The organism is Leucobacter sp. VD1 (assembly GCF_037150695.1).
GTDB lineage: Bacteria > Actinomycetota > Actinomycetes > Actinomycetales > Microbacteriaceae > Leucobacter.
The window spans coordinates 719705-743929 of record NZ_JBBCPO010000001.1 but is presented as its reverse complement, the minus strand read 5'-3'; the positions used below and the strand labels follow the sequence as shown (position 1 = coordinate 743929).

At 67.7% G+C, this 24225-nt stretch carries 20 protein-coding genes; 3 read left to right on the top strand and 17 right to left on the bottom strand.

The window, feature by feature from the left end:
• The first annotated feature begins 49 nt into the window (after positions 1 to 49).
• Positions 50 to 856: an aminotransferase class IV gene (locus WFL22_RS03490; RefSeq protein WP_336991483.1), complete on the top strand. Its 807-nt coding sequence runs from the start codon at positions 50 to 52 to the stop codon at positions 854 to 856.
• 51 nt (positions 857 to 907) lie between these two features.
• Here WFL22_RS03490 and cydC read toward each other — a convergent pair whose 3' ends face one another.
• From cydC to WFL22_RS03470, 4 genes are all read right to left on the bottom strand, one after another.
• Positions 908 to 2572: a thiol reductant ABC exporter subunit CydC gene (gene cydC / locus WFL22_RS03485; protein WP_336991482.1), complete on the bottom strand. Its 1665-nt coding sequence runs from the start codon at positions 2570 to 2572 to the stop codon at positions 908 to 910.
• Positions 2569 to 4257 carry a thiol reductant ABC exporter subunit CydD gene (gene cydD, locus WFL22_RS03480; RefSeq protein ID WP_336991480.1) on the bottom strand — a complete coding sequence of 563 codons (1689 nt, stop codon included), beginning with the start codon at positions 4255 to 4257 and terminating at the stop codon, positions 2569 to 2571. Before cydD ends, cydC begins: the two co-directional genes overlap by 4 nt.
• Positions 4258 to 4433: 176 nt before the next feature.
• A complete protein-coding gene (gene cydB, locus WFL22_RS03475; RefSeq protein WP_336991478.1) occupies positions 4434 to 5462 on the bottom strand; it encodes a cytochrome d ubiquinol oxidase subunit II in 1029 nt (342 codons plus the stop codon).
• 13 nt (positions 5463 to 5475) lie between these two features.
• On the bottom strand, positions 5476 to 6927 hold the full coding sequence (locus WFL22_RS03470) for a cytochrome ubiquinol oxidase subunit I (protein WP_336991476.1): 1452 nt from the start codon (positions 6925 to 6927) through the stop codon (positions 5476 to 5478).
• A 292-nt stretch (positions 6928 to 7219) separates the two neighbouring features.
• On the opposite strand from WFL22_RS03470, the gene WFL22_RS03465 reads away from it, so the two are divergent.
• Both WFL22_RS03465 and WFL22_RS03460 read left to right on the top strand, forming a co-directional pair.
• Positions 7220 to 8272 (top strand): App1 family protein, encoded by a 1053-nt coding sequence (locus WFL22_RS03465; protein ID WP_336651117.1) that lies wholly within the window; start codon positions 7220 to 7222, stop codon positions 8270 to 8272.
• Positions 8273 to 8315: 43 nt separating this feature from the next.
• A complete protein-coding gene (locus WFL22_RS03460; RefSeq protein WP_336991474.1) occupies positions 8316 to 9383 on the top strand; it encodes an FUSC family protein in 1068 nt (355 codons plus the stop codon).
• 145 nt (positions 9384 to 9528) lie between these two features.
• Here WFL22_RS03460 and WFL22_RS03455 read toward each other — a convergent pair whose 3' ends face one another.
• The 13 genes from WFL22_RS03455 to smc all read right to left on the bottom strand — a co-directional run bounded on the left by WFL22_RS03455 (position 9529) and on the right by smc (position 24208).
• A complete protein-coding gene (locus WFL22_RS03455) occupies positions 9529 to 10089 on the bottom strand; it encodes a YceI family protein (protein WP_336651119.1) in 561 nt (186 codons plus the stop codon).
• A gap of 258 nt (positions 10090 to 10347) precedes the next feature.
• Positions 10348 to 11100, bottom strand: a complete 753-nt coding sequence (locus WFL22_RS03450; protein WP_336991472.1) for a type 1 glutamine amidotransferase — start codon at positions 11098 to 11100, stop codon at positions 10348 to 10350.
• The gene (locus WFL22_RS03445; protein WP_336991471.1) at positions 11097 to 12467 is read right to left on the bottom strand and encodes a MurT ligase domain-containing protein; all 1371 of its coding nucleotides are present in this window, start codon (positions 12465 to 12467) and stop codon (positions 11097 to 11099) included. The genes WFL22_RS03450 and WFL22_RS03445 overlap by 4 nt, the downstream gene beginning before the upstream one ends.
• Positions 12468 to 12499: 32 nt before the next feature.
• The gene (gene trmD, locus WFL22_RS03440; protein ID WP_336991470.1) at positions 12500 to 13273 is read right to left on the bottom strand and encodes a tRNA (guanosine(37)-N1)-methyltransferase TrmD; all 774 of its coding nucleotides are present in this window, start codon (positions 13271 to 13273) and stop codon (positions 12500 to 12502) included.
• The gene (gene rimM / locus WFL22_RS03435; RefSeq protein ID WP_336991469.1) at positions 13270 to 13914 is read right to left on the bottom strand and encodes a ribosome maturation factor RimM; all 645 of its coding nucleotides are present in this window, start codon (positions 13912 to 13914) and stop codon (positions 13270 to 13272) included. The genes trmD and rimM overlap by 4 nt, the downstream gene beginning before the upstream one ends.
• Positions 13914 to 14210, bottom strand: coding sequence for an RNA-binding protein (locus tag WFL22_RS03430; RefSeq protein WP_336991468.1), 297 nt, complete (start codon positions 14208 to 14210; stop codon positions 13914 to 13916). Before WFL22_RS03430 ends, rimM begins: the two co-directional genes overlap by 1 nt.
• 5 nt (positions 14211 to 14215) lie before the next feature.
• Positions 14216 to 14638 (bottom strand): 30S ribosomal protein S16, encoded by a 423-nt coding sequence (gene rpsP, locus WFL22_RS03425; RefSeq protein WP_336651125.1) that lies wholly within the window; start codon positions 14636 to 14638, stop codon positions 14216 to 14218.
• 260 nt (positions 14639 to 14898) lie between these two features.
• Positions 14899 to 16197: an alpha/beta fold hydrolase gene (locus WFL22_RS03420; protein ID WP_336991467.1), complete on the bottom strand. Its 1299-nt coding sequence runs from the start codon at positions 16195 to 16197 to the stop codon at positions 14899 to 14901.
• Between the two features lie 70 nt (positions 16198 to 16267).
• Positions 16268 to 16831 (bottom strand): CDP-alcohol phosphatidyltransferase family protein, encoded by a 564-nt coding sequence (locus WFL22_RS03415; protein WP_336991466.1) that lies wholly within the window; start codon positions 16829 to 16831, stop codon positions 16268 to 16270.
• 107 nt (positions 16832 to 16938) lie between these two features.
• Positions 16939 to 18501: a signal recognition particle protein gene (ffh, locus tag WFL22_RS03410; protein ID WP_336651128.1), complete on the bottom strand. Its 1563-nt coding sequence runs from the start codon at positions 18499 to 18501 to the stop codon at positions 16939 to 16941.
• Positions 18502 to 18542: 41 nt separating this feature from the next.
• Positions 18543 to 19397: a 3-hydroxyacyl-CoA dehydrogenase gene (locus WFL22_RS03405; protein WP_336651129.1), complete on the bottom strand. Its 855-nt coding sequence runs from the start codon at positions 19395 to 19397 to the stop codon at positions 18543 to 18545.
• A gap of 180 nt (positions 19398 to 19577) precedes the next feature.
• Complete coding sequence (gene ftsY, locus WFL22_RS03400) at positions 19578 to 20453, bottom strand: signal recognition particle-docking protein FtsY (RefSeq protein ID WP_336651130.1); 876 nt, start codon at positions 20451 to 20453, stop codon at positions 19578 to 19580.
• A 38-nt stretch (positions 20454 to 20491) separates the two neighbouring features.
• Complete coding sequence (gene smc / locus WFL22_RS03395; RefSeq protein WP_336991464.1) at positions 20492 to 24208, bottom strand: chromosome segregation protein SMC; 3717 nt, start codon at positions 24206 to 24208, stop codon at positions 20492 to 20494.
• Positions 24209 to 24225 lie beyond the last annotated feature (17 nt).

Below are 24225 nucleotides of genomic sequence, written 5' to 3'. Positions count from 1 at the left end.
CCCTACCGAGAGCAGCCCGTGCCGAGCGCGCGGCGGGTAGGGTGGGCGCGTGAGCGCAGCATCGAGCAGACGGCTTCTCGTGGCCGATTCGTTTCGTGTGCGCGCGAATCCGGGCACGGGCGCCCCGGAGGTGCGCGGGCTCGACGATCATCTGCGCCGCTTCCAGAGTTCAGCGCTCGGGCTGCTGCCGGGTGCCGAGGGGGGCGCGCGCATCGACACCTTCCTTGATGACGCCAGAGACCGTATCGCCGAATATGGCGCGGGCTTTCCCCGCCTCGAACTCTGGGAAGCCGAGCGCGCGGGCGGCGATCCCCAGCTCTCGCTCTCGTTGCGGCCGCTGCCCGAGCTGCGCGACACCATCGAGCTGCGTTCGTCCCCGGGCGTGAGCCTCGACCATCCCGAACGCAAAGGCCCGAACATCTCGCGCCTCGCGGAGCTGAACCGCAGGCTCGGTGCCGAAGCGTTGCTGCTTGATGCAGCGGGGCACGCGGTCGAGGGCGCAACGACGAGCCTCATTTGGTGGACCGGCCCCGGCGACGCCTCCGGCCACTACGTCGCCGACGCGCCATCGCCAGGGAGCGCAACCCGCGTCGCATCGGTCACCGAGGGGCTGCTGCGGCGGGTCGCAGACGCGCGTCTCCTGGGGCGCAAACCTGAGCGACAGCGCCGCGGCTCCCTATCACCGGCCACGCCCACGGTGGCGCAACTCGCGGGCTCCGAGGTGTGGGCGGTGAACGCACTGCACGGCATCCGCATCGTGACGAGCATCGACGGCGTGCCGCAGGCCGCCCCCGAGGAGCAGCGCTTGCGCTGGTTCCACGAGGCCCTCGACCTCTGCTGGCAGCCGCTGCGCTGACCCCGGGGGCCACCGCAGCCCGGGACTATTTCTGCTTCGGCCCTCGCACGCTCACAGGGCGAGGTGGCGAGCCTCAACCCCCGCGGGCAGTTCGGTGTGGGTGATGAGGATCACGGCCCGGTCGGCGGGCACGGCCCCCAGCAGTTCGGTGAGCAGCCGATCGGCAAGCTCCCGATCTACCCCGGCTGTGGGTTCGTCGAGCACCACCACGGGGAAGTCGGCCAGGATCGCGCGTGCGAGTGCGATCCGCTGCGCCTGCCCGCCCGACACGAGCGCACCGTGCTCGCCCACCGCGGCGTCGAGCCCGCCCCGATCGCGCGCCCAGTCGCCGAGCCCGACACGGTCGAGCGCGACCATGAGTTCGTTGTCGTCGGCGGTGTCGCGGGCAAACTTGAGGTTCTGCCGAAGGTCGGCGTCGAAGAGGTGCGGAGTCTGCTCGCAGAGGCCGACGGTGCGGCGCACCTCGGCGATCGGCAGCTCCCGGGCTTCGACGCCGCGCAGGCGGTAGCTGCCGCGGTAGTCGAGAAAGCGCACGAGTGCGAGCGCGAGGGTGCTCTTGCCTGCGCCGCTCTCGCCGGTCACCACCAGCGTCTCCCCCGCCCGCAGTTCGAAGCCGACGCCTGCGACGGCATCGCGTGCGGCACCGGGGTGCCGCACGGCGAGGTCACGCACCGCGATCAGGGGGGCGGTCGGCACCGGCTCAGGCACGCCGGCAGCAACATCGACGGGAATCTCGGCGGGTAGCGGTGTCTCGGTAAGCGCGGCGACTCGGTCGGCGCTCGCCCGCACGGCCCTGCGAGCTGTGAGCGCCGCCGGCACCTGCGCGAAGATTTCGAAGACCGCCGCCGGCACCACCACCACGGCGGCAAAGAGCGGCGCTGTGAGTGCTGCCCCGAGCGCGGGCAGCAGCGTGACGAGCAGCAGCAGCGAAGCGAGACCGGCCCCGAGCGACAGCAGCCCGCCGGTGAGGCCTGCGGCACGCGCCCGGCGCAGCTGCACACGCGAGAGACGCGCCTCTGCGGCGGCGATGCGCGCGCGCTGCATCTCGGTCGCACCGAAAGCGGCAAGCACCTCGGCAGAGGAGAATCGTTCGAGCAACGCATCGACGAGCCCGGCGCGGGCGGCACTGAGCTCACGGTCATCGGCTCCGGCAAGGCGTGCACCGAGCACCACGGCGAAGCTGCCCGCAGCCAGCAGCACCGCTGCCAGCAGCAGTGCCGCAAGGGGTGATGCACAGGCGATGAGCAGCAGGCTGAGCACCACCACGACCCCGCTCACGAAGAGCGGCTGGCGCACGCGCAGAGGCTCGTCTTGCAGCTGATCCACATCATCGACGAACGCAGCGAGCACCTCGCCGCGCCGCTGCGATTCGATGGCACCGGGCACGCGGGGCACGAGCGCGTCAAAGGTTTGCGCGCGCAGCGTCGCGAGCTGCGTCAGCGCAGCGTCGTGGCTGAACAGCCGCTCGGTGTAACGGAGGGCGGCGCGCCCGATCGCGAGGGCGCGCACTCCGACGATCGCGAACGTGAGATGCAGAATCGGCGGCTGTTCGCCGGCCCGCACAATCAGCCACATGCTGAGCCCGAGCAGCCCGACGACGCAGGCGTCGGCGAGCACGCCCAGCAGTGTGCCAGGGATGCGACGGCGCAGCGATGGCATGGCACGCGCGAGCACGGCGCGGCGCGGCGCTTCGTTCACGGTGGTGCGGCGGATCATGCGTCCCCCTCCTGCCCGCTTGCGGTGGTGCCGCCGGCAGAGCCGGGCACGGCGGGGTCGACGGCAGCTGCAATGCGCACCACTCTGTCGGCGGCGGCGAGTACAGCGGGACGGTGGCTCACCACGAGCACTGTGCGGCCCGCCTGTGCTTCGTTACGCAGCGCCCGGCAGACCAGCGCCTCATTGTCGGCGTCAAGCGCTGAAGTGGGTTCGTCGAGCAGCAGCAAGGGTGCGTTGCGGATCCACACCCGATACAGGCAGCGGGCGATCGCAACCCGCTGCGCCTGCCCCCCTGAAAGCCCCGCGCCGGTGGCCCCGAGCTGGGCTTCCGGGTCGAGGCCTGCGAGGCCGACCGCCCCAAGTGCGCGCTGCACGAGCGCCGCGTCAGGGCGAGACTCCCCCAGCGCCACGTTCTCTGAGACGCTGCCCTGCAGCAGGCCGGGCCGCTGCCCGCACCAGGCGACCTCGGCCGGCCGCGCGATCCGCCCCTCTTCGGGAACAATGAAGCCGAGCAGCGCCGCAAGCAAAGATGATTTGCCGGCGCCCGACGGCCCCGCGATTCCCACGACCTCGCCGGGAGCCGCGCTGAGGCTCAGCGGCCCCGCCACGCGCCGCCCACCGCGGCGGAGCACCACAGCGTCGACACACACTCCTTCGCTCGTGGCGACTTCGGCGACGCTACCGCCCGCGCTGCGCTCGATCAGCTCGAACACCTGCGAAGAAGCAGCAAGCCCCTCGGTCGAAGCATGGAACGCGGCACCCACCTGCCTGATGGGGATGAACACCTCGGGCAGCAGCAACAGCACAAACAACCCGAGCGCGAGCGGAAACGCACCGTCGACCAGACGGGTGCCCACCGTCACCGCGACGAGCGCAATCGAGAAGGTGCCCGCCAGGTCGAGCACAAACCCCGACAGGAAGGTGACGCGCAGCACCTGCATGGTGCGCGAACGATACTCGCCTGTCTCACGGGCGATGCGCGCCGACTGCCGCCCCTCGCGGCCGAAAATCTTCAGCGTCGCAAGCCCTGAAACGGCGTCGAGAAACGAGCTCGAAAGCCGCTGCAGCTGCGCCCACTGGCGGTCCTGCACCGCCTGGGTGGCAAGCCCGATGAGGATCATGAAGAGGGGGATCACCGGGAAGACGATCAGCACCGTGACCCCGCTTACCGGGTCGGCGAGCAGCACCGCGAGCACCAGCAGCGGCGTTGAGACCGCAGTCAGGATGAGCTGGGGCAGGTACGCCGAGAAGTAGCCGTCGAGCGCGTCGAGGCCGCGCCCCAGCATGGTCGCCTGCTCGGCATCCGAAGGCCCCTCGCGCAGCGGTGACGACGCGTCGATCACATCAAGCGCAACAGCACGCAGCTGCGACTTGACCTGCACGGCGCCGCGTGCCGCGACAGCATCCATGGCCCACGACGAAGCCGACCTGACTCCCAGCGCAACAAGCGCGCCGAGCAGCAGCCACGGCAGCTGCTCGGGCGGCAGCGCGTCCTCAGAAACGCGGCCCGATCCGCCACCCAGCCCCCCGAGCACAGGAAGCACGGCCACCGCGAGAGCCTGCGCCAACAACCAGCTCCAAGCGAGAATCGCGAGCGTGCGCACGGCACCGAGCATCGCCCCGATCAGCAGTACACCGCGAGCGGCGCGTGCGTGCCGGAGCAGCCTCGGATCGAGTGGTTTCACGGGGTTCCTATGGGTTCGTGCGTGCAGAACAAGGGCGAGCGATGTCCGGCTCACCAACGGCAGTCTAGGGCAGTTCTGCACCTCACATCTGATGAGCGACACAGGCACCGCATACGAAGACGGGCGCCGCATCACCGAAGCGACACGACGCCCGCTGCGCTATCAGACTAGGCCTGTCAGTGCGCGCCCGCGGTGATCGTTTCGCGGGTGAGCCGCTTGCGGAACACCCAGTACGTCCACGCCTGGTAGGCGAGCACGAGCGGCAGCGTGAAGACCGCCACCCAGGTCATCAACTCGAGCGTCTTCTGCGAGCTCGCCGCCCCCTCGATCGACATCGAGAACGCGGGATCGATCGTCGAGTACATGAGGTAGGGGTAGAGCGCGGAGAAGATGGTCAGCAGCGCGAACGCGATGCCGACGGCGTTACCGGTGAACGCCCAACCCTCACGACCGGCGAGGTTCGCAACGAAACCGCCGATGAGCGCGAGCGCGGCAACCGCGGCGCAGGTGATGATGAGCCAGAGCAGTTCGTGGTCGAGGTGCATCACGATGGTCCACACGAGGAACACCGCGCCGGCGAGGATCGCACCGATTCCCACCTTCGTCGCGAGCGCACGCGCCCGCTCGCGCATGTCGCCCGTGGTCTTCAAAGAGATGAAGACGAGACCGTGCGTGAAGGTAATGAGCACCATGACCATGCCACCGAGCAGCCCGTAGGGGTTGAGCAGCGTGAGCAGCGTGCCCTCGTAGATCCAGCCACCGTTGGGCAGCAGGCCGATCGGCAGGCCCTGCACGAGGTTCGCGAAGGCGACGCCCCACAGCAGCGGAGGCACGACGGAGCCCCAAATGATGAACTGGTCGAACCAGCGCGTCCACCGTTCGCCCTTGCCCTGATGCCGGTACTCGAAGGAGACACCGCGCAGAATCAGTGCGACAAGGATCAGCAGCAGCGCCAGATAGAAGCCGGAGAACATCGTCGCGTACCACTCGGGGAACGCGGCGAACAGCGAAGCACCGGCCACGATGAGCCAGGTCTCGTTGAGATCCCAGACCGGGCCGATCGTGTTGATGATGAGTCGGCGGTCGGTGTTGTCCTTGCCGAGGAACGGCAGCGCCATGCCCACGCCGAAGTCGAAGCCGTCGAGCACGAAGTACCCGATCAGCATCACTCCGACAATGAGGAACCAGACTGTGGTGAGTTCCATGTTTCCGTTCCTCCTAGTAGACCGTCGCCAGCTTCTGCTGGTCTGGTTCGCCTTCGCCGTCAGCGTCGCCGTTCATCTCAATCTCGGGCGGCCCCTCTTTCGCGGCCTTAGTGATGAGCTTGAACTCGACAACCGCGAGGCCGCCGTAGACGAGCGTGAAGACGATGAGCGAGACCAGCACGGCCCAGCCCGGCACGCCTGGTGAGACCCCCTGCTCGGTAGTCATCAGACCAAACACGATCCAGGGCTGACGGCCCATCTCGGTGAAGATCCAGCCTACGAGCGAGGCGAGCATCGGGATCGGCGCGGTCCAGATCGCGACCTTCCACACCCACTTGGGCAGATCGGCGTTCTTGCGGGTGATCCAGAGACCCACGGCCGAGACAAGTGCCGCGAATGCGCCCAGGCCGATCATCCAGCGGAACGCCCAGTAGGTGACCCACACGATGGGCACGAAGTTACCGTCGCTGGGGCAGGTCAGGGCGCTGTCGGCGCCGCAGAAGGCCAGCTCGTACTCGGCCTGCAGATCGCGAATGCCCTCGACGCTGCCGTCGAAAGTGCCGTTCGAGAGGAAGGAGAGCAGGTACGGAATGCGGATCGAGAAGATCTCGTGCGCCCCATCGGGCGTGCCCCAGCTGAAGATCGAGAAGGAGGCGTCAGCACCGCTCGCGGTGTTGTAGAGCGCCTCCGCGGCGGCCATCTTCATGGGCTGGGTCTGCGTCATCACCATGCCGAGCTCGTGGCCGGTGAGGCCGACACCGAGGAAGGCGATGATGTTCGTCCAGGCCCCGAAACGCAGCGTGGTACGCATCTCGTCGACGAACTGGCCGCGCTGCAGGTGCCAGGCCGCAACCGCGACCATTACGACACCGGCGAACATGATCGACGCGAAGAGGGTGTGCGGGAACTGCGTGAGGGCGACGGGGTTTAGCAGCACGCTGCCGATACTCTCGAGCTCGGCGCGCCCGCGCTCTTCGTTGATCGTGAAACCGTCGGGGTTCTGCATGAACGCGTTGGCCGCGAGAATGAAGTAGGCCGAGAACACAGTGCCGATCCACACGAACCAGATCGTGAGCACGTGAACCTTCTTGGGCAGCTTGTCCCAACCGAAGATCCAGAGACCGATGAAGGTCGCCTCGAAGAAGAAGGCGATGAGCCCCTCCATTGCGAGGGGTGCGCCGAAGATGTCACCGACGAAGCGGGAGTAGTTCGACCAGTTCATGCCGAACTGGAACTCCTGCACAATGCCCGTGACGACGCCCATCGCGAAGTTGATGAGGAAGATCTTCCCGAAGAGGCGGGTGAGACGCAGGTACTTCACCTTGCCGGTGCGCACCCAGACGGTCTGCAGAATGGCGACCAGCAGGCTCATGCCGATGGTGAGGGGCACGAAGATGAAGTGGTAGAGCGTCGTGAGCCCGAACTGCCATCGGGCGAGCGTCAACGCGTCGAAGAATTCGTTCATGTATCGCTCCTGAACGAAGGAGGCCGCGCCTCACTGAGGAGCGCACTCCCGTAGTGAGATCCGCCACGAGATGTCATTCTCGCCGGAGCTGCCGATCGGCGACCGGCCACTCACGATTCTACCCTTTCTGTGAGTTTCCTGCGAGTGCATTTCGACGTCAAGACAGTTTTCGTTCGACGTCGAAACTCTTTTCATTCGATGTCGAGAAAGCCGCGACCGCGCGACACCACACCCTGAGGTGACACCCAGCGCCCGCAAGGAACCGCGAAGGGTCGCCCCCTAGACTGGTCGGGTGACCCTGAACGCTCCGCCAGACACCCGACCTCGCTTCGCGGCGCGCCTCGAAGACTGGGTGCATGGACGACGCGCGAGGCGGGCTGTCGCGCGCGGCAAGGTGCCTTCGGTGATCCCCTATATCGGCTACGGCGGTGATGGTTGGGTACGGGTATTGGGCCGCGTGCTGTTCTTGAAGCCCGAGAGCCGTGAGCACACGCGCCTGCGCCCCGACGTGGCTGCGGTGTCGCGTGTGCGCGGCTGGCGCACCTTCACCAGCCTCAATGTGCCCTATCAGCAGGTACGGGTCTCCATCGACGGTGAGTTCGTCACTGAGATTACGGCGGATCGCGGCGGCGTGATCGACGCGATGGTGCCCGTCGCGCTCACCCCCGGCTGGCACACCATCACCCTGCAGGCCGGCGCGAGCGAACCCGCCGACGCGCCCGTGGTCGTGGTCGATCCCGACGCGAAGATCGGCGTCATCTCCGACGTCGACGACACCATCCTCATCACCGCGCTACCGCGCCCCTTCGTAGCCGCGTGGAACAGTTTCGTGCTCGACGAGCACGCGCGATCCGCCACCCCAGGAATGAACGTGATGCTCGATCACCTGGTGGCTTCGCACCCCGGCGCACCGGTGATCTACCTCTCCACGGGTGCCTGGAATGCCGCGCCTGCGCTCAGCCGTTTCCTGGCGCGCAATCTCTACCCGATGGGCCCGCTGCTGCTCACCGACTGGGGGCCCACCCACGACCGCTGGTTCCGCAGCGGCAAGGAGCACAAGCGCCGCGAACTGCAGCGCATCGCCCAGGAGTTCCCCGACACGCAGTGGGTGCTCTTCGGAGACGACGGTCAGCACGACGAACAGCTCTACCACGAGTTCGCGACCGAGCACCCCAACAACGTGGCCGCGGTAGCGATCAGGCAGCTTTCCGTTGGCGAGGCCGTGCTGCAGGGTGGCCGCTCGAAAGCGCGCCTGCACCGCAGCACGAGCGGTGTGCCGTGGGTTTACGGGCCCGATGGGGCCACCCTCCGCGACGAACTGCGCAAGCTGGGGCTGCTGCGATGAATGCGGGCTGCGGCGCAGGCCGGCCCCGGGTGCGGGGGCGGCTGTGACCGGCCCCTCCCCTGCGGGCTGGCGGCGTGCACCGCAGCAATTGACGGGGCGGTTCATCGCGGAGCGCCGCACACCACTGATCCAGGTGGTGAAGACGCTGGTGGCGATGGTGCTCGCCTGGTTCACCTGCCTGCTCATCTTCCCCGAGCAGTTGCCCATCTTCGGGGCGATCGCGGCGCTGCTGGTGGTGCAGGACAACGTCGACCAGTCACTGAGCAAGGGCGTGGAGCGCGTGGTGGGCGTGCTGCTCGGCGTGACTGTGGCGCTGCTCACCGGCGAGGTGCTGGGCCAGCACTCGTGGCTGTTCATCGCGGCCCTCGTGGCGGGCCTCGCGCTCGGCTGGGTGCTGCGCATGACGCCGAGCGCCGCGAATCAGATCGTGGTGAGCGCGCTGCTGATGATCGCGCTCGGCGGGCTCGAGCTGCACTACGGTGTGGAGCGGCTGGTGGAGACGCTGATCGGCGCGCTCATCGGTGTCGCGATCAACGCGCTCGTCGCGGCCCCGGTGCGCACGCTGCCGGTGCACGAGGCGATCGTGTCGCTCACGGCCGATGCTGCGGCGTCACTGCGGCGGATCGCCGACGCTCTCGACGCTCCGCGAGATGACGCCTGGCTCGAGCAGATGCACGTCGAGGCGCGTGCGCTGCAGAGCGAGCGCACGCGGGTGCACGGGCTGCTGCGGCAGGCGCGGGAGAGTCTGCGGCTGAACCCGCGCAGTCGACGGTACCGGCGGGGTCTCGCCGAGGATGATGCACTGTTTCAGCGGTTGCAGCCGATTGTGACGCAGGTGATTGGCATGTCGCGCGCGGTGTACGACCTGTATGAGCCCGACCTCGTCACCGACCCATCGGTGATCGGCATGGTGGAGGAGATGCGCCGAGCCGCGCACGACCTGGAGCGCCTGGTGTCGCTCTCCGGCGACGAGGGGCACGAGGTCGAACCGCCCGCACTCACGCAGCCGTACACGATTCCGCAACCCCACCCTGATCACTGGGTGCTCATCGGCTCCCTGATGGAGGATTTGCGGCGGGTGCGGGGGCGGATCGTGGGCGAGCTCGACTGAGGTGCCACCACCCCGAGCCGCGGTTTCGCGGCACTCGCAGGGCTGCCCGCCACCAGCGCCCCGCAAACGACGGTGCCCCCTCCGGAGGTCGGAGGGGGCACCGGCAGCGGGGCATGATTGAGCGCTGGATGCGCCGAGCGCCGGGTTACTCGGAGGCGAGTGCTGCCTGGATGTCGAGGGTGATGGTGACGTCGGAGCCGAGCAGCAGGCCGCCCTTCTCGAGGGGGGCGTTCCAGGTGAGCCCGAAGTCTTCGCGCTTCACGACGGTGGTGGCGGTGAAGCCGGCCTTGTAGTTGCCGTAGGCGTCCTCGCCGAAGCCGCCGAACTCGAAGTCGAAGGTGACGGGCTTCGTCACGCCGCGCATGGTGAGGTCGCCGTCGACCTTGAACTCGCCGTTCTCCTCGCGCACACCGGTGGAGACGAAGGTGAGCTGCGGGAACTCTTCGGCGGCGAAGAAGTCGCCGGTGCGCAGGTGGCCGTCGCGGTTCTTCTCGTTGGTGTTGATGGAGGCGACCTCGGCGGTGGCGGTCACGGTGGTGTCGAGGGGGTTCTCGGCGGTGACGAAGGTGGCATCGAACTGCTCGAACTTGCCCTTGACCTTGCTGATCGCGAGGTGGCGCACGGAGAAGCCGACCTCGGAGTGGGTGGGGTCGACCTTCCAGGTGCCGACGCGGTAACCGGGGATCTGATCAGCGGTGATGGTCATGGTGTGCCTTTCTGTCGTGGGGGCCGCTCGCGGCGGCTTCAGGAGAGAGTAACGGGGCCACTCAGAACTATATTCCCGTGCATATAAATTTTCTTGCGCGGGTTCCGGATCGCGGGATGCCGCCCGCCTCTCGCTTCGTTCCGCCAGGCTTCATCTGCCCACCGGCACTCCCCCACGGCACAAACCGTCAGCGGCAGCCGTTGGCCGACGCAACGATGTCCATCGGCCAGCCTGCAACACAGGCCGCCCGCCGCGTCCTTACCGCGGGCGGCGCTTCGCGCTTTCGCGCGCCCGCTGCACGGTCTCGTCAACACCGGCGACGGGCTCGAAGGAGCCGTAGCGACGCCGCGCCGCTTCACCGATCAGGAAGTCACTGAGCGCCGGGTTCTTCGGCAGCAGCGAACCGTGCAGGTAACTGCCGATCACGTTGCCGGTGCGGGCACCCTCGAAACCGTCGTCGGGGTTGTTGCCCGCGCCCTGCGTGACGCGCCCCAACGGCCGCGATCCGGGCCCCAAACGCGTGTCGCCGCTGTGGTTCTCGTAACCGATGATCTCGCCGAACTCTTCGGAATCAAGCACGATGTTGCCGATCATGCGCACGTCGCCGCCGCGCGTCTCAACATCGAGCACCCCGATACCCACCAGCTCTTCGCCCGTGTAGGTGATGAAGCGGTGCCCGAAGAGTTGATACAAACCGCACACCATCAACATCGGCACACCGTCAGCAGCGAGGGCACGAATCTCATCGGCTCGCGCCGCGAGATCCTGCGCGACGCGCCCCTGACCCGAATCCTGGCCGCCACCGCCCAGGACGATATCGACGTGCTCGGGCAGCGGATCGCCGGGATTCACCTCGACCACACGCGGCTCGAAACCGTGAGCTGCGGCGCGCCGCGCGAGTGACAGCACATTGCCGCGGTCGCCGTAGATGTTCATGTCGCGCGGGTACAACGACACGATGACCAGCTCGCGGCCGCCGGCGCCCTCAACCGTGCCCTCAACAGTGCTCACCAGATGTCCTCCACGTCGGTCAGCTCGGCCAGCGCCCGCCGCAGTTCGAGCATGGCGGTGTAGGTGCAGTAGATGCGGCGTGGCCGGGCACCCGCGCCGTCGCGCAAGGTGCGTTCACGGAACGACGCGAGGGCGCGACCCAGATCTTCTTCCACCTGCCCCACCGGCACATCATCGTGTTCGAGCCGCAACGCCATATCCCAGGCTCGCGTGCCCGACACCGTGTCGACACCCTCCTCGGCGAGCGAACCGAAGTCGACATCCCACAGCCACGACATATCGCGCCCGTCAGCGTACTGGTCGTTGATCGCGATCATCACATCGACGCCGCTCGCCTCGAAGGAGGCAAGCCCCAGCCGAAACCCAGCGGGGTTCTTCACGAGCACGAGTTCGAGCGGCTGCCCATCGAGCACCAGCTGCTCACCGCGACCGAACGCCGGCCGCACCTCGGCGAGCGCGGCGACGAGTGCCGCGTCGGTGTCGGCTGTGCGATACGAAGCCGAGTGCCCCGGCAGCGGGCCGGCGTCGAGCACCATCCGCACGGTCGCGAGCGCCGCCGCAGCATTGAACGTGTTGTAGAGGCCCTCGAGCTTGAGCGCGGTGCGGTGATCGTCGCCCGCGATGCGGAAGACGGCTTCGTGGTCGCCGAGTTCAACGAGGGTGACGTCGGCGTCGGGGCGCTCCGGCGCGTCATCGGCCGCGGCACCGGCGAGGGGCGTCGCGTGGAAGTCGTCGTCGCTCGGGAAGGTGGAGAGCAGAGCCGATGACAGGCCGAACTCGCGCACAACCGGCAGCCCATCAGGGGTGGCGGATCCGCCGCGCTCGCGCGTGCGCTCGCCAATCGCGGCCACCAGCCGATCCTCACGATTGACCACCACACCCTCGGAGGTAGCGTCGGCGATGCGCTGCAGCAGCTTCGCCGTGGTGTCGATCTCACCGAAGCGGTCGAGCTGATCGCGAAGGACATTGAGCAGCAGCGTGAAGCGAGGCCGCACCCTGTCGATGAAATACATCGCGTGCGCCTCGTCGAGTTCGAGCACCGCCACATCGGCGTCGAGCTTGCCACCGAGCGAGCACTCCTGAATCGCCGCCGCCACAACACCGCGCGAAAAATTCGAGCCCGTCTTGTTCGTGAAGACACGCAGCCCACGAGCCTGCAGCAACTCCACGATCATCTTCGTGGTGGTGGTTTTGCCGTTGGTGCCGCTCACCGCGATCACCCCGTAGGGCAGCCGGCCGAGCACCCGGCCCATGAACCCGGGGTCGAGTTTTTCAACGACGAGGCCGGGCAGGGCGGATCCCCCACCACGCAACCTCGCCGCCTGCCGCACCGACTTGCCGATGACGGCGGAGAGAACATCACGCATAGATCAAGCCTAGAGCCTCAGCCACACCGACGTTACTCAGCAGCGTGACGGCCGCGCGACTCGCCGCGCAGCTCGCGCGGCAACAACTCCGGGCGCACCCGCCGCGTGCGCTCAATGCGCTGCTCGCGACGCCAGGACTCGATGGCGGCGTGGTTGCCGCTCAGCAGCACCGGCGGCACCGCGCGGTCACGCCACTCGGCAGGCTTCGTATAGCTGGGGTATTCGAGCAGGCCGTCTTCTTCGTGCGACTCCTCGACCAGGCTCTCAGGGTTGCCCACCACACCCGGCAGCAGCCGCCCTATCGCCTCGATCATCGCGATCGTGGCAACCTCTCCCCCGTTGAGCACGTAGTCGCCGATGCTCACCAGGCGCACCCGCCCGCGCGCGGCATACTCGTCGAACACGCGCTGGTCGATGCCCTCATAGCGACCGCAGCCGAAGACGAGATGCTGCTCGTGGGCGAGCTCCCGGGCCATGCGCTGCGTGAAGACCTCACCGGCGGGCGAGGGGAAGATGATGAGCGGATCGCCGGCAGCGCCGGGCTCGGCGTCAGCCGCAGCTCCCGCCGAATTGCCCGCCTCAGCCAGGATGCCGTCGAGCATTTCGCCCCACGGCTCCGGCTTCATCACCATGCCGGCGCCGCCACCCGTGGGAGTGTCGTCAACGGTGCGGTGCTTGTCGTGAGCGGCGTCGCGCAGATCATGCACGCGCACGTCGATGAGCCCCCGCTGCTTCGCCTTGCCAAGCAGCGACAGCTCGAGCGCGTCAAAATAGCCGGGAAAGATCGATACGACGTCGATCCTCATGCGGGCATGCCCTGCTGCGAGTCGTCGCCGGGAGCCTCAGCGGCATCTTCAGGGATCTCCTCAAAAAGGCCTGCCGGCGGGGTGACACGCACAACACCGGCCTCGATATCGACGCTCGGCACGATGGCCTCAACGAAGGGCACCAGCACGGTGCCGCCGTCGGTGTTCACGACGAGCAGATCCTGCGCCGGGAAGTGCTGCACCTCTGCGACGGTGCCGAGCTTCACGTTGCCGGCCTCGCCTTCGCCTTCGCGCACCACGTCGAGCCCCACGAGCTGGTGGTCGTACCAGGCGTTGTCTTCTTCGCCTTCGGCCACGGCCTGCTCATCGATCCACAGAATCGCGCGCACAATGCCTTCGACCGCGGTGCGGTCGGGCAGCTCCTGGAAGAAGCCGACCGGTGACTCGTTGAACCAGCGCAGCTCACGCATGGTGATGGTGCGACCGAACCACGGCGACTCTTCTGGCACCTGGAGGTGGAAGACCGCGCCGGGCGTGAAGCGCAGCTCGGGGTTGTCGGTGAAGAGCTCGAGCTTGACGCCGCCCTTCAGGCCGTGAGGTTTGGTGAGGCGCCCGACGCGCAAACTCCCCGCCCCGCTTGCGGGACGGGGAGCTCGCACACGCCCGTGAGCGTCGGCCATCAGACGGCGCCCTCCGCGTCGACCGAACCGGCCTCGTCGCCGAGGTCGTGCTGGTCGGTGTCGATCACGTCGACGCGCACGCGCCCGCCGTCGGCCAGCGCCGACACGACGGTTCGCAGCGACGACGCGGTACGACCGCCGCGGCCGATCACCCGGCCGAGGTCGCTCGGGTGAACGCGCACCTCGAGCACCTCGCCGCGCGGGGTCTCACGAGCATCGACGCGCACCCGCTCGGGGTTGTCGACGATGCCGCGCACCAGGTGGTCGAGCGCTTCGGCCAGCGCCTGCTCAGCCAAGAGGATTAGGCCTCGGTGGTCTCGGCAGCGGCCTCATCGGCCGGAGCCTCAGCAGCCTCAGCCTTTGCTGCGGGCTTCTCAGCCTTGGGACGCAGCACGGGCTTCTTGGCAGCGTCGACCTCGAAGACGGGCTTGGGCTCGACGGGCTTGACCTGCGACTCGGTGTTGCCCTCGCCGGTGAACTTACCCCAGTCGCCGGTGAGCTTGAGGATGGCGGCAACCTGCTCGGTGGGCTGGGCGCCCACGCTCAGCCAGTACTGCGCACGCTCCGAGTCGACCTCGATGAACGAGGGCTGCTCGGTGGGGTGGTACTTGCCGATCTCCTCGATGACGCGACCGTCGCGCTTGGTGCGCGAGTCGGCGACGACGATGCGGTAGTAGGGGGCGCGGATCTTGCCGAGGCGCTTGAGACGGATCTTGACAGCCATGATGACTCCTTGAATCGAGTGAAACGACGCCGCGCCTCGTGATTCGAACGGGAGCGGAAGCCTGGGCGCGCAGGATTGCGCGAACCCTTCAATCCTCACACATTTCGGCCCCAGACGCAATTTTTGTCACGATCAGGGATTTTGTCCCATTCCCACGTCTCCCACCACTGGCGAGACCGCCCGCAACCCGATCCGCCTGGCAGCTTCGCGGCACGAAAGCACTTCGCGCAAACGGCCATCATAGGCTGGCCAGGGTCGAATCAGCGCGAGGATCGGGTGCCGCCCAGGCGGCGCTCAAGCGCCGAGAACAGACGCTCGGCCACCCCATCATGATGCACACCGTCATGCTCATACTCGTTCGTCACCCACGCATTGGCCGAGCCCACCCGCGCCGCAGTGTCGAGCGAGAGCTGCGCATCGACGTACATGTCATCGAAGTAGACGGCCGCTTCGACCGGCACCTCGTTCGCGGCGAGCCGCTCGGCGTCGTAGAGCGCGATCGGCCACTCACCCTCGGCAAGCCGCTCCACACCGGCGCGGAAACCGTGCAGCGAACGGATCTCCTCGAACATCCACGGGAAAACCATCTCACCGGTGAAGAGGAGCGGCCGCGACGACTCCGCGAACTCCGGCCGCCGATCCCGCTCGCGCTGCGCCGCCCACGCCGACGGACCCGGCCCGTAGATCGCCTCCTGCAGGGCCGCGTACAACGGCTGCCCCGCAAACCCCGTGGCAGCCCCGACCGCCTCCACGAAGGTGTCGCTCAGGCGCGTCTCCGCGGCATCGGCGAACGCCTCGTCGAACAGCCAGTGCACCCGATCGAAACCGGGCGCCACCCCAAATTCGAAGCCGAGGGTCTGCAACCGCCGCACGGTGAGACGATCGCCGTCTGCCAAGCGCACATCCTCCGAAGCGAGCACCTCGGCCGCCCGCGAGATCCGCTCCGCCACATGCGGCACGCGCTCACGGAACGCTCGATTCTTCTCGACGACGCGAGGGAAGGTGCGGCGGTAGACCTCCGCAGGATCCGCATCGAGACCCGCAAGACCTCCTGTCACCGCCGAGCCGATAATCGCCTCCGGCGCCGCCGAGAGGTAGTGCAGCGTGAGGAAGCCGCCATAGCTCTGCCCGATGGTCCACCACTGGCGCCCCTCGTAGTGCGTCTTCCGCACCGCCTCGAGATCGCGCACGATCGAGTCGGCGCGGTGCAGCGCCAGACGACGGGCAGCCTCATCGGCGGGCATCGCCCCGAACTCGGCACCGCTCACCGGCGTCGAACGCCCGGTGCCCCGCTGATCTGGAATCACCAGACGGAAACGATCGAGCGCCGCCCCCACCCAGCCCGAACGGCCGAGCGGACGCGAGCCCTTGCCACCCGGGCCGCCCTGCAGATGCACGAGCAGCGGCAGATCTTCGTTGCGCTTCTCGGCGGCCACCAGCTCACGGGCGAAGACCCTGATCGTCTCACCGTCAGGATCCGACCAGTCGAGCGGCACCGTCGTCCACACGTCCCGGGCCACGATGTCCGTACCGATCCAATACTCGGGGCTGCTGCTCATGCGATCCACCCTATTGCCAGCCGCAGCCGCACGGCACCCGCCGACGCAGCCGGCATCCGGGCCACCGGATTCACGAACGAGGACGCGCCCGCCTCCGCCCCGCGACCATCAGCCGGAAGTAGTCGACCCCCACCACGACGTGCATCACCACGCCGACGGCCGTGATCCACCGCCCGATGTCGCCGAGCCACCCGAGCCCCGGCAGGATCCCGAACCCCACCGCCGCGATCCCCGTCATCATGACCGCGGTGCGCGCCTTGCCCAGCAGACTGGCCTCGGGAATGCGCGCCGGACGCGCCACGGCGTAGACCACCAGCAGCACCAGTTCGACCCCGGGGATCGCGATCGCCGTCCACGCAGGCAGCAGGCCCGCCACGATCATCGCGAGCACGATCGCCACCACCCCGATCCGATCCGCGAGCGGATCGAACAGCTTGCCGAAGCTTGACACCTGGCCCAGCAGCCGCGCAAGCGTACCGTCGATCCAGTCGCTCGCGCCAAAGATGACGAGCAGCACCACGGTAAGCACCGGCTGCTCCCCCTCGACCAGCAGCACCACAATCGGCACCACCAGCAGCAGTCGCAGCAGCGTAATCGCGTTGGGCAGCGTCGCCCAGGAGTGCTTCTGTGTCATGCGCCCTCCCCTCGCGTCTCCGAGCAGTCTACGCGGGCGAGCACGGGCACCCCAGAGCTGCCGAGCGGAAACCGGAAGTCACCCACCCAGTCAGGCACGGTCGCGACTCAGCGCAGCCCCTTGCCGAGCATCTGCTGCAGCTTCGCAAGATCTTCCTCACTCGGCTGCGCCTTGCCCGCCGCGCCGAGCCCGAAACCGGAGCCCGCTGGAGCCGCGGCCTGCTGAGCGGCCACGCCGGCGGCCTGCTGGGCGCGCTTCGCCGGGTTGCCCGACTGCTTCTTGCCTTTGCCCTTCGCCTGCTGCTTCTTCTTGCCACCGTGGCTCATGCCCGGCATCGGCCCCATGCCCGGGATCTGCGGCACGCCGCCACGGGCCACCGTCTTCATCATCTTCGCGGCCTGCTCGAAGCGCTGCACGAGCTGATTGACGTCGGTGACCGTCATGCCCGAACCCTTCGCGATGCGCAGACGGCGTGAACCGTTGAGGATCTTCGGATTCTGTCGCTCGGCCTTCGTCATCGACTGGATGATCGCCTCGGTGCGCACGATCTCGCGCTCGTCGAAGTTGTCGAGCTGATCCTTCATCTTGCCCATACCGGGCAGCATCCCCATCATCTTCTTCAGGGAGCCGGCCTTGCGCAGCTGCTGCATCTGGCCGAGGAAGTCGTCGAGGGTGAAGGCGTCGGTGGCGATCTTCTCCGCGACCTTACGCGCCTCTTCCTCATCGAAAGCCTGCTGCGCCTGCTCGATGAGGGTGAGGATGTCGCCGAGGTCGAGGATACGGCTCGCCATACGGTCGGGGTGGAAGGGCTCGAAATCGCCGAGGCCCTCACCGGTGGAGGCGAAGAGGATCGGGCGGCCTGTCACGCTGCGGATCGAGAGAGCGGCGCCGCCTCGGGCATCGCCGTCGAGCTTCGTCAGCACCACGCCGGTGAAATCGACGCCCTCCTGGAAGGCCTGTGCCGTCGCGACGGCGTCCTGGCCGATCATGGCGTCGATGACGAAGAGCACCTCGTCAGGATCGGTGGCCTTTCGGATATCGGAGGCCTGCTGCATCAGCTCGGCGTCGACGCCCAGGCGGCCGGCGGTATCGATGATGACGAAGTCGTACTGCTTCGACTTCGCCTCGGCTACGCCGTTCTTGGCGACCTTCACCGGATCGCCGACGCCGTTGCCGGGCTCCGGCGCGTAGATCGCAACGCCCGCCTGCTCAGCGACGACACCCAACTGGGTGACCGCGTTGGGGCGCTGCAGATCACAGGCCACGAGCATCGGCGTGTGGCCCTGATCCTTCAACCACTTCGCAAGCTTGCCGGCGAGCGTTGTCTTGCCTGCACCCTGCAGGCCCGCGAGCATGATCACCGTGGGCGGGTTCTTCGCGAATTCCAGCCGGCGCTGCTCGCCGCCGAGGATGCCCACGAGCTCCTCATTGACGATCTGCACGACCTGCTGGGCCGGGTTGAGCGCCTGGTTGACCTCATCACCGAGCGCGCGCTCGCGCACCTTGCCCGTGAACTCCTTGACCACGTCGAGCGCGACGTCAGCCTCGAGCAGGGCGCGACGAATCTCGCGCACCGTGCTGTCGACGTCGGAGGCCGACAGCTTGCCCTTCGCACGGAGGTTCTTGAAGGTCTCGGTGAGCCGAGCAGACAGGTTTCCGAAAGTAGCCATAGCGGATCCAGTCTACCCGGCTCGCCCCCGGTCTTCGGACCTCACTCGTAGGAGTAGAAACCCCGGCCCGAACCCTTACCCAGGTAGCCCTTGTCGATGTACTCGCGCTTGATGTACTCGGCGAACTGGCGCTGCTCGGGATCGTCGCTGTCCTTGCCCAGGTTGTAGGGGGTCATCATGCCGACTACGTCGTAGATCTCGAACGGCCCGGCCGGTGCCCCGGTTGCGATCTTCCAGGTGCGGTCGATGTCTTCAGGGCTCGCCACGCCGCGCACCAACAGCCGCGAAGCCGCATTCAGGAAGGGCACGAGCAGCGAATTCAGCACGTAGCCCGGCTGCTCCTTGTGAATGCGGATCGGCACCATGCCGATCTCTTCGGCGAACTGGGCGACGGCCTCGAAGGCCTCGGGGTCGGTGCCCGCATGCCCCATCACCTCGCCCGTGTTCTTCGCCCACACCTCGTTCGCGAAGTGCAGCGCGAGAAACTTCTCGGGCCGCCCCGTGAACGGAGCGATGTCACTCGGCAGCAGGGTCGAGGAGTTCGTGCAGAAGATCGTGCGCTCGGGGGCCACCGCGGCGACCTTCTCCCAGGTCTGCTGCTTGATGTCGAGACGCTCGGGCACGGCTTCGATGATGATGTCAGCATCGTGCACCGCGTCGGCGAGGTCGGAGCTCGTGCGAATGCGCGCCACGGCCGCATCGAGCTTCTCGGGAGTCGCGTCAGGCAGGTCGCGCAGATAGAGGGGCTTCAGGTACTCCCATCGGGCGGGCAGCTTCGCGAGGATTTCGTCGCTCAGATCGTAGGCGACCACATTCTTGCCGGAGTATGCGGCCTGGAAGATGATCTGGGATCCGAGTACGCCGGTTCCGAGTACGGTGAGGTTCTGCAATGTCATGCCTTTCTCGAATGATCCGCCTCGTGGGCGGTGATCCGGTCCGGCGGTCGCAGCGCGGGGCTCGGCCGTCAGGCCTCACCCTCTGGTCTACTCCTCTTCACAGCGCGAAGGGGAGGTTTTCGCTGACAGCGAGAAAACGGCGGCGTGAGCCGACCCGCTGCTGGGCAAAAACGTGCGGCGTCAGCCGACCAGCTGCTGGGCAAAAACGTGCGGCGTGAAGCCGGTGAGATCGCCAATGCCCTCGCCCTGGCCCACGAGTTTGATCGGCAGGCCGGTCTTCTGCTGCACAGACAGCACGAAACCGCCCTTTGCCGAGCCGTCGAGTTTGGTGAGCACAAGACCGGTGACCCCCGCGTGCTCGATGAAGGCTTCGGCCTGCGCGAGCCCGTTCTGGCCTGTGGTGGCGTCGAGCACCAGCAGCACCTCGGCGACGGGGGCCTGCTTTTCGATGACGCGGCGCACCTTGCCGAGCTCGTCCATGAGGCCGCCCTTCGTCTGCAGGCGGCCGGCGGTGTCGATGATGGCGATGTCGTAGTTCTCGTTCTTGGCACGTTCGACGGTTTGGAAGGCAACCGAAGCGGGATCTTGCCCCTGCTGCTGCGGCTTCACGATGTCGACGCCGGCCCGCTCGGCCCAGGTGCCCAGCTGTTCGACCGCGGCGGCGCGGAAGGTGTCGGCGGCGCCCACCAGAATCTTCTTGTCGAACGCGGTGAGGTAGTTCGCGAACTTGCCGATAGTGGTCGTCTTGCCCACGCCGTTGACACCCACGACGAGGATCACCGCGGGGCGCTCGGAGAGGTGCAGTGTGGGGTCGTAGGCGGCAAGCCGCTCTTCGATGGCGTCGCGCAGCATGCGGCGCATGTCTTTCACCTCGGTGACACGGTGGCGTTCGACGTCGACGCGCAGCTGGTCGAGGATCGACTCGGTGACGTCGGGGCCGAAATCGGCCGTGATGAGCGCGGCCTCGAGATCGTCCCACGTCTCCTCGGTGATGAGCTCGGGGCCCGTGAAGAGAGTGCGGAACGCTTTCGAGAAGGACCAGGATCGCTCAGCCATTGCTCAAGTGTACCGAGATCGGCCCGCCCGTTGCCCCGTCACTCCTCGCGGCCGACGCGCTGGCCGACCACAGCGCTGATGCCGTCCTGGCGCATGGAGACACCGTAGAGCGCGTCGGCGATCTCCATCGTGCGTTTCTGGTGCGTGATCACGATCAGCTGCGAGTTCTCACGCAAGCGTTCGAACACCTGCAGCAGGCGCCCAAGATTCGCATCGTCGAGCGCGGCCTCGACCTCGTCGACGATGTAGAACGGGCTGGGGCGCGCTTGGAAGATTGCCATCAGCCACGCCACCGCAGCAAGGGAGCGCTCGCCACCCGACAGCAGCGACAATCGTTCCACCTTTTTACCTGCCGGTTTCACCGCCATATCGATGCCCGTGTTCAGCAGATCGTCGGGGTCGCTCAGCGCGATCTCACCCGATCCGCCGGGGAACAGAATCGGGAACACCTCAGCGAAGGCCGCCCGCGTGTCCTCGAACGCCGCTGCGAAGATGCCCTGCATCTTGCGGTCGAGCTCTTCGATGATGGCCAGCAGGTCAGAACGGGTCTTGGCGAGGTCCTTCAGCTGCTCGCTGAGGAAGCGGTGACGCTGCTCCAGCGCCGCGAACTCCTCAAGCGCGAGCGGGTTGATGCGGCCCAGCTGAGCAAGCTGCTTCTCTGCCCGGGCGAGACGCCGCTCCTGCTCCGCGCGCACATAGGGCACGGTGTCGTGTTGCTGGTTCGCCAAGGGTGGCGGATCCGCCGGTGCTGCAGGCCCAGCCGAGGCCGCGGGCTGCGCGCCCGCCAACCCTAGCTCAGCTGCAAGCTCAGCCTCGAGTGCGTTCGCGAACGCGGGTTCGGTATCCGGCTGCGCCGCTTCCCCGGTCTCGTCGTCGTGTTGCGCGGGAACCGGGATCCCCACCAGGGGGCCATACTCGGCGATCAGCACATCCTCGACAAGCCCCAACTCGTTGCCCGAACGCTCCAGCAGCGCCGAAAGCTGCAGCTTGCGCTCGTAACTCTTCAGCTCGGCGCCGTGCACCCGCTCGGTAAGGGTCTGCAGTTTCTGCCGTAGCTCGGACTCCTCCGAGCGCAGCAGAGTCAGCTCCTGACTGTGCTTCGCTCGCTGCTGCTCGGCGGCCTGCTGAGCAAGCCGCGCCTCAGCCAGCGAGCGATCGCAGGCATCAAGAATCGCGGGCAGCAGCTCAGCCACCCGCTCGGCCTGCGCCACCTGCCGCGACCGCAGCACGGCCCGTCGCGCAGCCTCTTCAGCGGCCAGCCGTTCAGCATCGAACTGCTCAGCGAGCGCACTGCGGCGCGCTTCAGCAGCGCGCGCCCGCTCACGAGCGGTTTCCAGTGCAAGCCGCAGCTCCACCTCGGCCGAGCGTGCACGCTCCAACTCAGCGAGCATCTCATCGCGCTGACTCGCATCAAGAATCGGCCGAGGCTCCGCCTCAGCCGCCGCGAACGCCTGCGCTGCGCGATCCGCCTCCGCAGCAGCCTCACCCACCGACTGCTCAACAGCGACAAGCGCCTGCCTGGCCCGGTCAGCCTCGGCCTGCGCAGCCTCCGCCCTCGTCGAAAGCCTGTTGCGCTCCTTCGCCGCCTCGGCGAGACGCGCATCCGCGGCGCGCAGCTCAGCGAAGGCCCGCTGCGCGTCAGTCTTGGCTCGCGCCGCAGCCTCGCGCAGCTCGGCCAGCTCGGCCTCCGTCTCAGCGATCCGCTCCGCCACGCGGGTGCGAGCCTGCTCCGCCTGCTCCAGTTCGGCGGTGAGCTCGATACGCGACGGCGCCAAACCTGATCCGCCACTGAGCGTGTGCTCCGTGAGCACATCTCCCCCGCCGGTGACCACCGTGTAGGCACCGCCGGGCCAGCGCTCACGCAGCGCATCGGAGACGCGGATCGCAGACGCCAGATCATCAACGATGTAGCTGCGGGCCAGCAGACCGCGCACCCCGGCCGGTGCCTCAACGATCACATCGACGGCCCTGGTCGCGCCGTCGATCTCGGGGCCGGCACCTGCCTCGGGATCCGCATCGCCCCGCGCACCGCCAGCCAGCACCGCCCGCAACCTGCCCAGATCGCGTTCGTGCGCGGCAGACACCGCGAGGCCGGCAGCCGCCGCCGATTCGGCGAGCAGCGCGTCGCCGAAGACACCCAGCGCCGCACCCACGGCGGCCTCCGCTCCCTCGCGCACCCGCACATGATCAGATACGCGGCCCGCAATTCCGCTCGGCGCATCAGCGAGCAGCGCCCCCGAAGCGTCGCGCTGATCCAGCGAACGCGTCAACGCACTCACCCGCGCCTCAAGCCCAGCCCGCTCCTGCTCAAGCGCGTGCAGCCGCTCCCGCGCCTCATCGCGGCGCTGCTCGGCATCGCTCTGACGCTCCTGCGCAGCACGGTACGCGGCATCCCAGTCGGCGATGCGGTCACTGTCGCCGGGCGCCGCAGCACCCGGATCCTCGGCCTCAGCGCGCTCCCCGAAACCCGCAAGCTCCGCGCGGGCTGCCTCGGCCCGCTCCTCGGCCTGCGCAACCGCGTGCTGCCGCCGCGCCAACTCCTGCGCCACCGTCGCACGCTTCTGCTCGGCCGTCTCGGCCCGCCCCCGCAACTGCGACAGCTGCAGATCGTGCCGCGACACCAGCGCGCTCTGCGCCGCGATATGCTCGTCGATCGCGTCGAGCGCCTGCTGCGCCTGACGTGTCACCGCACCGCCGTGCTGCCACGCCAACTCAGCCTCGGGGATCAACGCCTCAAGCGCACGCACCTCCTCGGCGGCCTCATCGACAGCCGCGCGCGTCAGACGATTCACCTGCTCCGGCGCCTCCGCCTGCGTCGCCAAGAACGTGAGCCGCTGCTGCGCCTGCGAAAACAGGCCACGCAACTTCGACTGCGCAGACTCCAAACCGATCGTCACCCGCCGCGCCGCATCGAGCTCGTCGCTCTGCTGCTCCTGCTCCAGACGCTGCACCCGCAACTGCTTCTGCTCCGCCTGCTCCTGCAGCACGATCCGCTCAGAATGCCGCTCCGCCTCATCCTTCGCCAGCTCGTCGAGTTCGGCGCGCAACCGTGCGACATCGTCGGCGAGCAGCCGCGCCTTCGCATCGCGCACCTCAGCCGCGATCGTCTGCGCCTGCCGCGCCACTTCTGCCTGACGCCCCAGCGGCTTCAATTGGCGGCGGATCTCACCCGCGAGATCGTTCAAGCGGGTGAGATTCGTCTCCATCGCATCGAGCTTGCGCAGCGTGCGCTCCTTGCGACGACGATGCTTGAGAATGCCCGCGGCCTCCTCGATGAAGCCCCGGCGATCCTCAGGTGTCGCACGCAGCACCGCGTCGAGCTGCCCCTGGCCCACGATCACATGCATTTCGCGGCCCAAGCCAGAATCGCTCAACAGCTCCTGCACATCGAGCAGGCGACAGCTCTCACCGTTGATCGCATACTCGCTCGACCCGTTGCGGAACAGGGTGCGACTGATCGTCACCTCGGTGTACTCGATCGGCAGCGCACCATCAGAGTTGTCGATCGTGAGGCGCACCTCAGCACGGCCCAGCGGGCCGCGGGTGGAGGTGCCCGCGAAGATGACATCCTCCATCTTGCCGCCACGCAGCGTCTTCGCGCCCTGCTCGCCCATCACCCAAGCGAGCGCATCGACCACGTTCGACTTGCCCGAACCGTTCGGGCCAACGATGGCAGTGACCCCGGGTTCGAACTGGAAGGTGGTCGACTGGGCGAAGGACTTGAAGCCCTTGAGCGTGAGGCTCTTGAGGTGCACGCCGCCGCCTTTCCGTC